12 protein-coding genes are annotated in these 15,159 nt (G+C 68.9%); 6 read left to right on the forward strand and 6 right to left on the reverse strand.

All coding sequences use genetic code 11. The annotated features are described in order from the left end of the window. Positions 1-56: 56 nt before the first annotated feature. Both DEJ24_RS10720 and DEJ24_RS10725 read right to left on the reverse strand, forming a co-directional pair. Positions 57-536, reverse strand: coding sequence for a peroxiredoxin (locus DEJ24_RS10720; protein ID WP_111078631.1), 480 nt, complete (start codon positions 534-536; stop codon positions 57-59). Between the two features lie 141 nt (positions 537-677). Further along, positions 678-2,360, reverse strand: coding sequence for an ABC transporter family substrate-binding protein (locus tag DEJ24_RS10725; RefSeq protein WP_111078632.1), 1,683 nt, complete (start codon positions 2,358-2,360; stop codon positions 678-680). A 144-nt stretch (positions 2,361-2,504) separates the two neighbouring features. On the opposite strand from DEJ24_RS10725, the gene DEJ24_RS10730 reads away from it, so the two are divergent. Genes DEJ24_RS10730 through DEJ24_RS10740 form a run of 3 tightly spaced genes read left to right on the forward strand, consistent with a single transcriptional unit; the run spans position 2,505 to position 6,775 of the window. Continuing rightward, a complete protein-coding gene (locus DEJ24_RS10730; protein ID WP_111078693.1) occupies positions 2,505-3,488 on the forward strand; it encodes an ABC transporter permease in 984 nt (327 codons plus the stop codon). 1 nt (position 3,489) lies between these two features. After that, positions 3,490-4,500: an ABC transporter permease gene (locus DEJ24_RS10735; RefSeq protein WP_111078633.1), complete on the forward strand. Its 1,011-nt coding sequence runs from the start codon at positions 3,490-3,492 to the stop codon at positions 4,498-4,500. A 28-nt stretch (positions 4,501-4,528) separates the two neighbouring features. Further along, entirely contained in the window at positions 4,529-6,775 is a 2,247-nt protein-coding gene (locus tag DEJ24_RS10740; protein ID WP_111078634.1) for an ABC transporter ATP-binding protein, read from the forward strand. 213 nt (positions 6,776-6,988) lie between these two features. Here DEJ24_RS10740 and DEJ24_RS10745 read toward each other — a convergent pair whose 3' ends face one another. From DEJ24_RS10745 to DEJ24_RS10765, 4 genes are all read right to left on the reverse strand, one after another. Then, positions 6,989-7,696 (reverse strand): hypothetical protein, encoded by a 708-nt coding sequence (locus DEJ24_RS10745; protein ID WP_146242574.1) that lies wholly within the window; start codon positions 7,694-7,696, stop codon positions 6,989-6,991. Further along, entirely contained in the window at positions 7,660-8,247 is a 588-nt protein-coding gene (locus tag DEJ24_RS16920; RefSeq protein WP_181432910.1) for a hypothetical protein, read from the reverse strand. Before DEJ24_RS16920 ends, DEJ24_RS10745 begins: the two co-directional genes overlap by 37 nt. 86 nt (positions 8,248-8,333) lie before the next feature. Beyond that, positions 8,334-10,187 carry an alpha/beta hydrolase gene (locus DEJ24_RS10760; protein WP_181432909.1) on the reverse strand — a complete coding sequence of 618 codons (1,854 nt, stop codon included), beginning with the start codon at positions 10,185-10,187 and terminating at the stop codon, positions 8,334-8,336. A gap of 121 nt (positions 10,188-10,308) precedes the next feature. After that, positions 10,309-11,058, reverse strand: a complete 750-nt coding sequence (locus tag DEJ24_RS10765) for a CPBP family intramembrane glutamic endopeptidase (RefSeq protein WP_111078639.1) — start codon at positions 11,056-11,058, stop codon at positions 10,309-10,311. Positions 11,059-11,251: 193 nt separating this feature from the next. Here DEJ24_RS10765 and typA point away from each other — a divergent pair, with 193 nt between their 5' ends. The 3 genes from typA to DEJ24_RS10780 all read left to right on the forward strand — a co-directional run bounded on the left by typA (position 11,252) and on the right by DEJ24_RS10780 (position 15,157). Then, positions 11,252-13,174 carry a translational GTPase TypA gene (gene typA, locus DEJ24_RS10770; protein ID WP_110903279.1) on the forward strand — a complete coding sequence of 641 codons (1,923 nt, stop codon included), beginning with the start codon at positions 11,252-11,254 and terminating at the stop codon, positions 13,172-13,174. Positions 13,175-13,267: 93 nt separating this feature from the next. Further along, positions 13,268-14,461 carry an amidohydrolase gene (locus tag DEJ24_RS10775; protein WP_111078640.1) on the forward strand — a complete coding sequence of 398 codons (1,194 nt, stop codon included), beginning with the start codon at positions 13,268-13,270 and terminating at the stop codon, positions 14,459-14,461. Positions 14,462-14,608: 147 nt separating this feature from the next. Beyond that, positions 14,609-15,157, forward strand: coding sequence for a hypothetical protein (locus tag DEJ24_RS10780; RefSeq protein ID WP_111078641.1), 549 nt, complete (start codon positions 14,609-14,611; stop codon positions 15,155-15,157). Positions 15,158-15,159: the final 2 nt, after the last annotated feature.

Below are 15,159 nucleotides of genomic sequence, written 5' to 3' on the forward strand. Positions count from 1 at the left end.
ACCCGGAGGTCTACAGGGCAATCATCGTCACCCCGTCGGTCCCGCCTGTCAACGCCTCATTCGACGAGTTGCTCGATCTGGTCACGGATGACCTCGGCGCGCGGGAAGCGGAGGCCGACCAGGCCCACGTGCCGCCAGCGCACCAGGCCGTCCGGACCGATGACGAAGACGGAGCGGCGGAGGCCGAGGCCGGGCACGTGGACGCCGTAGGCGCGGACGACGTCACCGGCGACGTCGGAGAGCAGTGGGAAGGAGAGCGACGCGTTCCGGGCGAAGCCCTCGTGCGAGTCGAGGCCCTGCGGGCTGATGCCCCAGACCACGGCTCCGAGGTCGCGGAAGTCGTCGAGTTCCTGCTGGTAGGAGCAGAGCTGCGCGGTGCAGACGGGGGTGGCGTCACCGGGGTAGAAGGCGAGGACCACCGGACGGCCCACCTGGGCCGCGAGCGAGTACTCCGCGTCGGTGCGGACACCGTCGCGAACGATCATGCCGGGGAGGGTGAAGCCGGGTGCCGCAGTGCCAGTGTCGGGGATGGCCATGGGGCAACAGTACGGTCCGGGCAGCCGATGCGACGGGGACTGCACCGTGCATGTCCTGCGAGAGCGCACACCGGACGGAACCGGGACGACGAAGGGGCCGGACGCAGTGCGTCCGACCCCTCGCTGACCGTCAGTCGGTGGCTACTTGGTGAAGCCGACCTTCGTCCAGTCGATGTTCTGCGCACCAGCGAACGCGCCGTAGTTGGCGAGCTTCGGGTTCTGGGCGACCAGCGCGGGCTTCGCGGTGATCGGCATCGAGTGTCCGATCGACCAGACCTGCTTGTCGATCTTGTTCCAGATGGCGTTGGCCTTGTCCGAGTCCGGCTCGGACAGCGCCTGCTTCGTCAGCTTGTCGATCGCTCCCGAGCTGACACGGCCGTAGTTCTGCCCGGTGGCACCCGAGGTGTAGATCGTCGCGGAGCTGGAGTGGAAGCCGGTGCCGCCCCAGACGAAGATCGTCATGTCGTAGTTGCCCGGGGTGACGTACTGCTCGAAGAAGTCGTCCGTGGCGACCGACTTCAGGGTGAGCTTGACGCCGATCTCCTTCAGCTGCTGCTGCATGACCTGCGCCAGCTGCTGCGACACCGGGGCTCCGGACGGGATCGTGATGGCGATCGCCAGCTGCTTGCCGCCCTTCGAGCGGTAGGCGCCGTCGGTCTTCCACCCGTCGTCGTCCAGGAGCTTCTTCGCCTTCTCGACGTCGAAGGTGGCGTTCGGCTTGATGTTCGACTTGTAGCCCTTGTCCGTGGACAGGAACAGGTGGTTGTCGAGCGTGCCGAGCTTGTAGGGCAGGGTGCCGCCGATGACCTGGGCCAGGGCGTCACGGTTCACACCGTGCTGGATCGCCAGCCGGAGCTGCTTGTCCTTGAGCAGACCGTTCGACGAGAAGTCCACGTGGGTGTACTGCGCGGACGTCGAGGCGAGGATCTTCGAGTTCTTCACCTTCTTCACCCGGTCGAAGCGCTCCGACGTCGTCGTGAGGACGGAGTCGATCTCCTTGTTGAGGTACGCGTCGACGTCGGCGTTGCCGTCCAACGACCGGAAGATCACCTGGTCGAGCTTCGGCTTGTCGCCCCACCAGTTGTCGTCCGGCTTCATCGTGACGGTGCCGGCGGTCTCGTTCAGGTCGGTGATCTCGTACGGACCGGACGAGACCGGGACCTTGCCCTTGTACCCGTTGTTGAACTGGTCCGGCGTACTGGTCTGGCTGGCCGGGTACAGCGGGCTGAACAGGGACTTCCAGTCCGAGAACGGCGTGGCGAACTCGACAACGACGTCCTTGTCGGTCGCGCCCTTGGTGACGGAGGAGATGTCCTCATAGCCGGTCGAGCCGGCGATGAGGTACGCCTTGTCCTTGCCGTTGGTGGTCTTCCACTCGTTCTCGAAGTCACGCCAGGTGATCTCCGAGCCGTCGCTCCACTGGGCGTCGTCATTGATCGTGTACGAGATCGTGAGCGGGTCGTCGTTCGTGACCTCGGCCTTCGACACGTAGTCGGTGTTGAGCGTCGGGGCCCCCTTGCCGTCGATGGTGTAGATGAACGGCATCGTCGCCTGTTCGATCGTCGACGCGTCGACGAGTGGACCGTCGAGCTGGTTGTAGTTCCACTGCGAGACCCACTGCGAGATCGGCAGACGCAGCGTGCCGCCGTCTTCCAGGTCCGAGACGGGCTTCGCGTTGATCTGTGCCGAGGTCGGCAGCGTCTTCTTGCCCGAGTCGTCCGAGGCGGACCCGCCGGATCCACCCGAGCCGCCGGAGCAACCGGTCACGGCGAGTGCGATGCCGGCGAGGGCCGCCGTCACCACGATGACTTTCCTGTGCTTCATTTCGTTCCCCTCTGGAAGTTGTCGTTGAGCCTAGGGCCCCCCAGCGGGGGTAGAGCGCTTTTTCTGCATCCGACGTACTTTCGTTACGAGCCCGGCCGTGGCGCGACATGTACCGGAAACAAACGAGGCTCTATGGTGGCCTCCATGATCCGCTTCCTGGCGCGTCGATTCGTGTACTACGTCGTGCTCGTGTTCCTCGCGACCTCGCTGACCTACTTCCTCGCGTCAGCGACGTTCAGCCCCCGCTCCGTCTACGCGGAGCGGAACCCCGCGCCGTCCGCCCAGGTCATCGACGCCAAGCTCGACGACATCGGCGTCAACGACAAGACCCCCGTGGTGATCCGGTACACCCACTGGCTCGACGGCGTCGTGCACGGTGACCTCGGGCAGACCATCCAGGACCGCTCGGTGAACGAGCAGTTCTTCCCGCGGCTCGGGGTGAGCCTCCGACTGCTGCTCGTCGGGTCGATCGCCGGCATCGTGCTCGGCGTGCTCGTCGGCGTGTGGAACGCGATCCGGCAGTACCAGATCTCGGACCGGGTGAGCGCCGCGATCTCGATCGTGCTGTTCTCGACACCCGTGTTCCTGACCGCCGTGTTCCTGAAGATCGGTGCGACCAAGCTGAACCAGGACGCCGGCAGCCAACTCATCAACTTCACCGGCGAAGCGACGCCCGGACTCGACGGATCGGCGTTGACCCTGCTCGTCGACCGCGGCGCGCACCTGCTGCTGCCGACAATCTCGATCGCGGTGGGCCTCATCGCCATCTACAGCCGCTACCAGCGCGCGACCATGCTCGACGTCCTCGGCTCGGACTTCCTCCGGACCGCACGGGCGAAGGGGCTCACGCGGGGCCGTGCCACGTTCAAGCACGGCCTGCGCACCGCACTCATCCCGATGACCACGCTCTTCGCCTACGGGTTCCTCGGCATCCTGACCGGGGCCACCCTGACCGAGAAGATCTTCGCGTGGAACGGGCTCGGTTCGTGGTTCATCGACGCGGTGAACGGCAACGACGTCAACGTCGTGACGGCGTACACGCTGTTCGCCGCGGTGGTGGTGCTCATCGCCGGGTTCCTCGCCGACGTCGCGACCGCAGCGCTCGACCCCCGCGTCAGGAGGGCATGACATGACCGACACCCGGATCGAACCCGTCGACCCGTCGCTCATCGCACGGAGCGACACCCCGGCCCGTCCGAAGCGGCAGGGCAACCGGTTCCTGCAGACCACGCGGCGTCTCTTCATGAACCGCGGCGCCGGCATCGGCGTCATCGTCGTCGTGGCGCTGTTCGCCTTCGCGTTCATCGGCCCGCTGGTCAGCCCGTGGCAGTACTCGGCGATCGACTACACGTCGTTCACGCGACCGCCCAGCGCAGCGCACTGGTTCGGTACGAACGGCATCGGGCAGGACGTGTTCGCGCAGACCGCACGAGGCATGCAGAAGAGCCTGCTGATCGGCCTGCTCGTCGCCGTCTTCTCGACCGCGATCGCGGCGATCACGGGTGCGGCCGCCGGGTACTTCGGCGGCTGGGTCGACCGCATCGTGATGTTCTTCGTCGACATGCTGCTCGTGCTGCCGTCGTTCCTCATCATCGCGATCATCAGCCCGCGCATCCAGAACGCCGGCTGGCTGGTCCTGGTCGTGCTCATCACGCTGTTCGGCTGGATGATCACCGCCCGTGTGGTGCGGGCGATGACGCTGTCCGTCAAGGAACGCGAGTTCGTCCGGGCCGCCCGCTACATGGGGATCGGCCCGTTCCGGATCATCTTCCGGCACATCCTGCCGAACGTGGCGTCCTTCCTCATCATCGACGGCACGATCCAGGTCGCCACCGCGGTGCTCGGCGAGACGACGCTGAGCTACTTCGGCTTCGGCGTGCAGGCGCCCGACGTCTCGCTGGGCACCCTGATCGCGCAGAACCAGGCCAACGCGCTGACCAGCCCGTGGCTGTTCTACTTCGCAGCCGGCGCGCTCGTGGTCTTCGCGATCGCGGCGAACCTGATCGGTGACGGTCTCCGCGACGCCCTCGACCCCACCTCGACGACCGGCAAGCGCGAGAAGCGCAACCGCCGTCGTGACCAGAACCAGGCGGCCGTGGACGTGGCCGCGTTGAACACGCAAGCCGGCTCCGGCGTATGACCGCCGCACCGACCACCGGGGAAGCAGCATGAGCACCATCACGAACGGGTCGGCCGCGACGCCGACGACCACCACCGAGCCGATCCTGCGGGTCCGCGACCTGCACGTCCGCTTCCCGACGCCGCGAGGGACCGTGCACGCGGTCCGCGGGGTCGACCTGGAACTCCGACGCGGCGAGGTCCTCGGCATCGTCGGGGAGTCCGGGTCCGGCAAGTCGGTGACGAGCATGGCCGTCCTCGGACTGCTGCCCGAGACGACGAAGGTCACCGGCTCCGTCGAACTCGACGGCGAGGAACTCCTCGGGCGCTCGGACAAGCAGATGAGCCGGCTGCGTGGCGACAAGGTCGCGATGGTCTTCCAGGACCCGCTGTCCGCGTTCACACCGGTGTACACGATCGGTGACCAGATCGCGGAGACCGTCCGCCTGCACCGCGGTGCCTCGAAGGCGGAGGCCCGTGCCCGTGCGATCGAGCTCCTCGAACTCGTCGGGATCCCCGAGCCCGCCCGCCGCGTCGACGCCTTCCCGCACGAGTTCTCCGGCGGCATGCGGCAGCGCGCGATGATCGCGATGGCGATGGCGAACGACCCCGACGTGATCCTGGCGGACGAGCCCACCACGGCACTCGACGTGACGATCCAGGCGCAGATCATCGAGGTGCTCCGGACCGCCCAGCGCGAGACGGGTGCGGCGCTGGTGTTCGTCAGCCACGACCTCGGGGTCATCGCGGGCATCGCCGACCGGATCGCCGTGATGTACGCCGGCCGGATCGTCGAGACGGCGACCGCCGAAGAGCTGTTCGCCCGTCCGCGCATGCCGTACACGATCGGACTCATCGGGGCGCTGCCGCGGCTCGACGCCACCGACCGGTCGCCGCTCGTGCCGATCCCCGGGTCGCCGCCGTCGCTCATCGACCTGCCGGACGCCTGCCCCTTCGCGGCTCGTTGCCCCCTGGTCAGCGAGGTCTGCCGGTCGACCGAGCCCGCCCTCGCTCCGCCGGTGGGCATCGGCATCGCCGCCGTCGACGCTGCCGCCGTCGGTACCCGGGCGGATGCGGACGAGACCACCGCGAGCACGGCCACGCCCTCGGCAGCCAGCGCGTCCCGTCCACTGCACGCTTCCGGTCACACCGCCGCGTGCCACCGCACCGCCGAGGTCGCCGCCGCCCACGCGGATGCCGGCCGGATCTTCGCCCTGCCCGTCGTCCCCGAGCACGCCGCAGCGGTCGAGGCGTCGCGCACCGACCGTGAGCCCGTCGTGCACGTCGAAGGGCTCACCAAGACGTTCCCGCTCGTCAAGGGCGCCGTGTTCCGTCGGAAGGTCGGTGACGTCTACGCCGTCGACGGAGTGGACCTCGACATCCGCCGCGGTGAGACCCTCGGCCTCGTCGGCGAGTCCGGCTCCGGCAAGTCGACGACCCTGCACCAGCTGATGGACCTCGAGCGTCCCGAAGCGGGAACCGTCGAACTGTTCGGCGAATCACTCGCCGACGCCACCGCCCGCGGTGCAGCCGGCACACGGGCACTGCGTCAGCGCATCTCGATGGTGTTCCAGGACCCGTCCGCCAGCCTCGACCCGCGCGTGTCGGTGTTCGACGTCGTCGCGGAACCGCTCCGAGCGATCGGTGCGCCGGCGTCCCGCATCGACGAACGGGTGCCCGAACTGCTCGGCCTGGTCGGGCTGCAGGCCGCCGAGGCAGACCGCTACCCGCACGAGTTCTCCGGCGGGCAGCGGCAGCGCATCTCCATCGCGCGTGCGCTCGCGGTGGAGCCGGACCTCGTCGTCCTCGACGAGCCGGTCTCTGCCCTCGACGTGTCGATCCAGGCTGGCGTGCTCAACCTGCTCGCCGAACTCAAGGCACGCCTCGGGCTCTCGTACCTGTTCGTCTCGCACGACCTCTCCGTCATCCGGCACGTCGCCGACCGGGTCAGCGTGATGTACCTCGGCCGCACGGTCGAGGAGGGTGCCGTCGACGAGGTCTTCGAACGCCCGATGCACCCCTACACGGCAGCGCTCATGTCCGCCGTGCCGGTGCCGGACCCCGTCATCGAGCGGTCCCGAACGACGATCCTGCTGCCGGGCGACCCACCCAGCCCGACCGAGCGACCGACCGGCTGCCGGTTCCGGTCACGCTGCCCGCTCTACGCGATCCTCCCGGAGGAGGAGCGTCGCCGCTGCGAGCAGGAGTCGCCCGAGAAGGCGCCCCGCCGCGGCGAGGACGTCGACCACCGCGCGGCGTGCCACTACCCGGAGAAGGTCCCGTCGATCGCGGCCTAGCCGTGGGATGACGGGAGGCGGTGCGCACGACGTGCGAGGCGCCTCCCGTCCGTCTCGTGGTGCGGCTCAGATCTCCGGTTCGTCGGTGTCGGCCCGGACTTCGTAGCTGTCGGAGATCGCGCGTGCTCGGCATCTCTGGCCCCATCGCCGCGCAACCGGCCAACCCGAGCACGGTCAGAGCGACGGCTACGAGCCCCGATCGGTGGCGCATCGTCAGATCTCGGGCTGGTTGATGATGGGCGACTCCCATGATGGCGGGACAGGGTGTTCGCCCGGGACGGAGTCGTCCGGCCACTGCAGCGCAGACCTTCCGTACACAGCCGTCGACAGGTCGAGCGCGTCGTTGGTCCAGAACAGTTCGCTGGAGACGTCGAGGGAGTACCGCCCGTTGGTGCGGAGGCTGTAGTTGATCTGCCATCCGTCGCCGGTGTTGGCCCAGACTTCGTAGCTGTCGGAGATCGCGCGTTGGTCGATCGCCCACCCCTGGTGTTCGAAGTACTCGATCATGGGGTCGAGGTCGCGCTGCGCGCCGGTGGCGCCAGGTGGCATCCAGATGCGGCCAGAAGTGAGGAAGTAGCTGTTCTTGGTGTCTGCTCCGGGCAGGGGAGCGACCCCGTCGCCTCCGATCCCAGGGATTCCGTCGCCAGCGACCCATTCCCATTCGCCATCGTGGACGGCGAGCTGCGCTCCCTCGAGCAGCCGTTGCATGTGTTCGTAGTGGTCGCGGTAGCGGTCGTACTCCTGGTGGAGTGTCAGCTCCCGGACCTGTTCCTGGGTGAGTCCGGCGGCGTCTTTCGGCATCTCTGTTCCGCCCGACGCGCAACCGCCCAGTAGCCCGAGAACGGTCGAGGCGATCACCCCGAGTCGAATCCGGTGTCGCATCGTCAGATCTTCGGTGGGCTGATGATCGGGGAGTCCCATGTCGGCGGATCCGGGTACTCGCCGGGTCTGGAGTAGGCGGGGTGACGTCCTCCGGCGCGGCCGCCCACAGCTTCGGACAGGGCGTCAGCGTCGTTCGTCCAGAACAGGTCGCTGTAGACCGTGAGCGAGTAATGACCGCTCTGTTGAACGAGGTACTCGATACGCCAGCCGTCGTTGGTGAAGCCGTCGAGGTAGTAGGTACGACCGACCCGTTCGACGTGGAAGCTCCAACTGTTCGCGGTGAAGTAGTCGATCATGGGGTCGAGGTCAGACCTGGCCCCCTCGGCGCCTTCAGGGTCGTACGAGCGACTCGAGGTCAGGGCGTACGTGTTGTGCGTGTCCGCGCCGGCCAGCGGGCGGGTCCCGTCGCCGCCGATCTGTGGGATGTCGTCCCCGCCGTTCCATCGCCACGCTCCCTCGTACAGCTGTCGCTGCGCATCGGCGAGCACCTCCTGCATCTTCCGGTACTGCTCGCGGTAGCGGTCGAACTCCTCACGCAAGGAGAGCGTGGCGACCTCCTGCTGCGTGCGTGCTCCTGCGTCTTCGTCCACGGTTCCCTCTCCGGACGTGCACCCGACAGTCAGCCCGACTGTCAGGAGGACGGCACCGATCGTGCCGACTGTCCTGGTCGACGTCTTCATTCCGGCCTCCCCGTTGCGATGATCTCGGCGATGTGCCGCTGTGATGTGGCTCCCGGTGACAGGTACCCCACGCCCCGCGGCGGGTACATGTCGTGACCAGTGACCGCGTTCGTTTCCGGCCCTGCCTCCGCCGAGAAGACGTGCACACTGGGCAGTGCACGCGGGTCGGTCCGACCGATCCTCCCGAAGCGGGCCGTGTGGTCCTGCTCACCCTCCGTGGCGAAGACCTCGCCGACGTTGAGGTGCTCGGGCTTCGTGTCGTCGGTGAGCCCCACTGACCCGTACGTGACGACGGCATCTATCCGGTACCGCGTCTGCGCGGTCGCTTCGACAGCGACCGCAGACCCGTAGGAGTGTCCGAGCACCGTCAGACGGCGAGGGCCGTTGCCGTTCCGGCTGTCGCGGACACCATCGAGGAAGGACGTGAGCTCGGCCCCGCCCGCGACCGCACGCTGCTGGGAAGGCACCTCGATGGCCGCCGGTGCCCGGTAACCGAACCAGGAGACGAAGGCGAAGGTCGACGAGGGGGTGAGTCGCATCGCTCGGCGTACCACGCCGTTGGCGGCGCGGACCTTCTCATCCGCGCTGTCGAGCGTGGTGGTTGCGCCCGGTACGTTCACCGTGACGTTTGACGCCGTGTCGAGGTCCCCGAGCGACACCGCAGCGACGAGTGCCCCGTCCGACGCTCCGAACCCGACGAGCTGCGCCACTGCCGCGGACGGCGCGTCGAGTCCCTGCGCCAGTCGGTCCGCCCGCCGTACCCCCTTCCACAACGCCGCCACCTGCCGACGGAACTCGTCCATCCCCACCGCCCCGTAGGTGTACGGTAGCCCGAGCATCCGGTACACCCGCTCCGGGTTCGCCAGCGCGGCGGTCAGGACCGCGCGCGAGGCGATGTCCCGCGCCGCAGCCGGGACGCCGTCGAGGTTCGCGATCTGCAGCTTCGTCGCCAGGGGGAGCGCGCGGAGGTCGTGTTCCGACAGCCCGAGTCCCCGCCAAGCCGCTGCGACCTCGGCCGGCGTCGCCGACGGGTCCAGTGCCCGTCGGAGTGCCGCTGGCAGGGTCGACGTGCCGGCGACGTCGAGGGTCCCGTTCGCCAGGCACACGCGACCACCCGCGGCGGCGAACGCGTCTGCGATACGTGCCGCCCATGCGGCGTCCTCGGCGTTCTCGGCCAGGTAGTCCCCGAACCCGACGACCAGGGTGGCCTCGTCGACCGGGACCCAACTGCACCGACTGGTGAAGCCCGCCCACGCGTTCCGGACCCGTGTCAGGTCCTGTTCGGTGGCCGCGTCCTGCACATGAGCCGAGCCGCTGAACTCGCGGAGGCGCCGCGGGTCGGCACCGCTCCGGCCGCCCGCACCGCTCGGACCACCCGCGCCACTCCCGCCGCCGCCGCTGCTCCGCGGCCGGGTCCGCGCACGGAACGACGCCGTCAGCGGTGTCGGACGGACCGGGGTGTCCGCCGGCTCCGGGTCCCAGAGACAGCTGGACCAGTCCAGTGTCGGCCGCAGCGGGGCTCCGACGGTGAGGAGGGCCCGGTCCCGTCCCCGTTCGCGCTCCTGCCACGCGGCACGAGCCTCCTGTCGCCGGCGCTCCTCGTCCGCCTGACGGTTGACGACGTGCAGCTGGACGGCGAGGTCCTCGAGCGCCCTCGTCAACCGGACCCGGTCCTCCGACTCGATCGTCCGGGCCGCCTCGAACAGGCGCGCGTACGCACCGTGGAAGTCGCGCAGTGCCGTCTCGGCGCTGGCACGTCGGCCGGCACCGCTCGCCCGGAGGCCCAGCGCCGCGTCCGTCAGGCAGGTGAGCAGCCGTGACGCGGCCACGTCGTCGAACTCGATCCCCATCGTTCCCCACATCGCTCGGTGCAATGTGTGGAACGTAGCATTTCAGAGGGTCAGCGCGACAGGCGAGCGCATTCCTGTGGAGAACAGTCCCATCGAGGACGACCGAGGAAGCGACGTCGCGTCACGAGAAGAGCCCGGGGAACGCCCGCGCGACGAACGGGTAGCCGACGAACACGGTGGCGTCGAGGAGCACGTGCGTGATCACGAGGGGGAGCAGCCGTCCCCACCTCGTGTAGATCCAGCCGAAGAGGATGCCCATCACCGCGTTGCCGATGAACGCGCCGAAGCCCTGGTACAGGTGGTAGCTCCCGCGGAGGACCGCGGTGGACAGGATGACCTGCCACCGCCCCCACCCGAGATCGCCGAGGCGTGCGTACAGGTAGCCGACCACGATCACCTCTTCCTGCAGGCCCGATCGGACGGCCGACAGCAGGAGCACCGGGATCGTCCACCAGTACGACCCGAGGGCGGCCGGGTCGACGGCGACGGTGATCCCGAGGGCACGGCCCGTGAAGTACAGCGCGAGGCCCGGGACCCCGATGCAGAGCGCGATCAGGGCCGCACCGCCGAGGTCAGGGCGGACCCGGAAGCGGTCGATGCCGAGCCGACCGAGGTGCGGACGCGAGCTGCTCCACAGCAGCATGCAGACCAGTGCCACGGGCGCCAGGTCGACCGCGATCCCCAGGAGCTGGCGCGCGAGGTCCACGTACTGCACTGTCGTCGTCGAGGTGTTCAGTGCCGTCGACTGCTGTCCGAGCGGCGTCGTCTGGGACAGGTCGTCGATGATCTGCAGCACCGAGTAGAGCGCGCTGGCACCCAGTGAGAGCATGAGGACGACGGTGATCTCGGTCCACGTTCGCCGACGGCTCATACGCTGTACTCCCTCTGCTTGCCAACTACCGGTAGACTGGCGAGTCGGGCATGGTCCCGAAAACCGTCGGGCACCGTCCCGCACCCTCGGGCCGGTCCCGAATCCCTTCGGGACGAGCCTGAGAACCCTTCGGGCCCGGCCCGAACCCCGGGCACTCGCCCGATCATCTTCCGAACACAAAAGGATGTCCTGTATGGCGCTCGCCACTCGGTCCGACCTGCGCAACGTCGCCATCGTGGCACACGTCGACCACGGCAAGACCACCCTCGTCGACGCGATGCTGACGCAGACCAACTCGTTCGACGCCCACTTCGAGGGCGAAGACCGCATGATGGACTCGAACGACCTCGAGCGCGAGAAGGGCATCACCATCCTCGCGAAGAACACCTCGGTGCTCTACAACGGGAAGCACGCAGAGGAGTTCAACCCCGGCGGCCGCATCACGATCAACGTGATCGACACCCCGGGCCACGCCGACTTCGGTGGTGAGGTCGAGCGCGGCCTCTCCATGGTCGACGGTGTCGTCCTGCTCGTCGACGCGTCCGAGGGCCCGCTGCCCCAGACGCGCTTCGTGCTCCGCAAGGCGCTCGCCGCCAAGCTCCCGGTGATCCTGCTCGTCAACAAGACGGACCGTCCGGACTCGCGCATCGACGAGGTCGTCTCGGAGAGCCAGGACCTGCTCCTCGGTCTCGCCTCCGACATGTCGGACGAGGTCGACGACCTCGACCTCGACGCGATCCTCGACGTGCCGGTGGTCTACGCCTCCGGCCGCAACGGTGCCGCGTCGCGCAACAAGCCCGAAGACGGCACGCTGCCCGACAACGACGACCTCGAGCCGCTCTTCGAAGCGATCCTCCAGCACGTCCCGGCCCCGACGTACGACGACGAGCACCCGCTGCAGGCGCACGTCACGAACCTCGACGCGTCGCCGTTCCTCGGTCGCCTCGCGCTCCTGCGCATCTTCCACGGCGAGATGAAGAAGGGCCAGACGGTCGCGTGGGTCAAGCACGACGGCACCGTCGTCAACGCCCGCATCACCGAGCTCCTCATCACCAAGGCGCTCAGCCGGTTCCCGGCCGAGTCCGCCGGCCCCGGTGACATCGTCGCCGTCGCCGGGTTCGACACGATCACCATCGGTGAGACCCTGTCCGACCCCGAGGACGTCCGTCCGCTGCCGACCATCACGGTCGACGCCCCGGCGATCTCGATGACGATCGGCACCAACACCTCGCCGCTCGTCGGCAAGGTCAGGGGCCACAAGCTCACGGCCCGCATGGTCAAGGAGCGCCTGGACCGCGAACTCGTCGGCAACGTCTCGCTCAAGGTCGTCGACATCGGCCGCCCGGACGCCTGGGAAGTCCAGGGCCGTGGTGAGCTCGCGCTCGCCATCCTGGTCGAGCAGATGCGTCGTGAGGGCTTCGAGCTCACCGTCGGCAAGCCGCAGGTCGTCACCAGGCGTGACGAGAACGGCAAGCTGCAGGAGCCGTACGAGCACATGACGATCGACACGCCGGAGGAGCACCTCGGCGCCATCACCCAGCTCATGGCCGCCCGCAAGGGCCGCATGGAGAACATGGTGAACCACGGCACCGGCTGGATCCGCATGGAGTTCATCGTCCCGTCGCGTGGCCTCATCGGCTTCCGCACGTCCTTCCTCACGGAGACCCGCGGCACCGGCATCGCCAACGCGATCTTCCACGGTTACGACGAGTGGGCCGGCGCGATCCAGACCCGCATCAACGGCTCGATCGTCTCCGACCGCTCCGGTGTGGTCACCCCGTTCGCCATCACGAACCTCCAGGAACGGATGTCGTTCTTCGTCAACCCGACCGAAGAGGTCTACGAGGGCATGGTCATCGGTGAGAACTCGCGTGCCGACGACATGGACGTGAACATCACCAAGGAGAAGAAGCTCACCAACATGCGGTCGGCCAACGCCGACACCTTCGAGTCGATGACGCCGTCCCGGCAGCTGTCGCTCGAGGAGTGCCTCGAGTTCGCCCGCGAGGACGAGTGCGTCGAGGTCACCCCGGACGCGGTCCGCATCCGCAAGGTCGAGCTGGACGCTTCGGCTCGCCAGCGGTCCTACGCGCGCCTCAAGCGCCAGGACGCGTAAGCAGAACCACCCGGGAGGCCCGTCCTCCCTCCCACGGCCCGGTCACCGCTCGCAGGTGCCCGGGCCGTCGGCGTCGGGAGATACGGTGGACCGGTGACTCTCGACCTGCTCTCGATCTACCAGGACCTGCACGCCCACCCGGAGCTCGGCTTCCAGGAGCAACGCACCGCGGGCGTCGTCGTCGACCGGCTGACCGAGATCGGCGGCATCACGGTCACCACGGGCGTCGGCGGGACGGGTGTGGTTGGTGTCCTCGAGAACGGTGACGGTCCGGTCGTCTGGCTCCGCGCCGACATGGACGGGTTGCCCGTGCAGGAGCGCACCGGCCTGCCCTACGCCAGCACCGACCGCGCGACGGACGAGGACGGCAACGAGGGGCCGACCATGCACGCCTGCGGTCACGACATCCACGTGACGTGGCTGCTCGGTGCACTCGAGCGTCTGGTCGGGACCACCGCGGACTGGAGCGGCACCGTCGTCGCGGTGTTCCAGCCGGCGGAAGAGGTCATCTCCGGTGCCCGCGCGATGATCGACGACGGCCTCGTGGAGCGCTTCCCGACGCCCGCCGTGGTCCTCGGGCAGCACTCGGCCCCGGCCCCGGTCGGCGTCGTCGCCGTGGGGTCCGGTGCCGTGATGGCGTCGAGCGACCGCTTCACCGTGACGTTCAACGGACGCGGCGCCCACGGCTCCGCTCCCCAGGCGTCCCTCGACCCGATCGTCACGGCGGCCTCGGCGGTGGTCCGGCTGCAGACGGTCGTCTCACGCGAGGTCGGGCCGAGCGACGCAGGCGTCGTCACGGTGGGCTCCTTCCACGCCGGGACGCGACCGAACATCATCCCGGACACCGCGGTCATCGAGATCTCCACACGGGCGCGCAACGAGGAGACCCGGGCGCGGATCGTCGCCTCGATCGAGCGGATCGTCCGGGCCGAGAGTGATGCCGGGGGTCTGGCTGCCCCGACGATCGAGCGCGCCCCGGGTGCCGACGTCCTGGTGAACGACGCCGAGCAGGCAGCGGTCGTCCTCGAGGCCGTGCGTGCCGTCGTGCCGCACGCGGTCGACATGGAGTCCGGACTGGCGATGGCCTCGGAGGACGTCGGACAGCTCGCCACCGCCGCCGGAGCACCGATCGTGTACTGGTTCACGGGCATCACCGACCCGGAACTGTTCCGCCGCGGTGAGGACGTCCCGAGCAACCACTCGCCGTTCTACGCCCCGCAGGCCGACACTGCGATCCCGGTCGGGGTCGACGCCCTCGTCGCCGCGGCCCGCGCGTCGCTCGGCTGACGAGCGCGCCTGTCGCGGCGTGCCCGTCCCGGTGCGCCTGTCCGGCGTGCTCGCCCGGCGTGGGTGCCTGGCGCGCGTGCCCCCAGTGCGGGTGATCTCCCAGCCGATGCTCGACCAGTCCGGCATCGGGGCGGTTACGGTACCGGCATGCGTCACCCGATCCGCACCTCCCTCACCGCCGCCGTCGCTGCCGGCGTCGCCCTCGCCGGACTGAGCGGCTGCTCGTCCGAGAGCCTCACGCAGGCGACGGACCTCGGTTCCTCGGTGGCGTCGACCGTGTCCGAGACCGTGCACGGCATCGACGGTGCCGCGATCCAGCAGGGCATGGCGAAGGTCGCGGGTGGCATCGACGGCGCGCTCGACACCGCGCTCAAGGGCACGAAGGTGACGAGCGACGGCCAGGTGCCCGCGGGCTTCCCGTCCTCGGCCGTCCCGCTCGTCGACGGCACCGTGCTGGGCGGTGGCGCGGGGCCCGCCGACTCCGGGTGGGTCGTGCAGGTCCGCGCGTCTTCGGTCGACGACTTCGCCCGGGCAGCGCAGCAGCTGGCAGACGCCGGCTTCACGAAGTCGGCCGAGCGGGCCGACTCCTCGAGTGCCTTCGGCCTGTTCCGGAGCGACGACCACCGCGTCGTCGTGACGTTCTCGACCGACAGCGGCGGCGGGGCCACCGCGACCTACATCGTCACACCCCGCTGACA

It is taken from the genome of Curtobacterium sp. MCPF17_001 (genome assembly GCF_003234615.1).
Lineage (GTDB): Bacteria > Actinomycetota > Actinomycetes > Actinomycetales > Microbacteriaceae > Curtobacterium.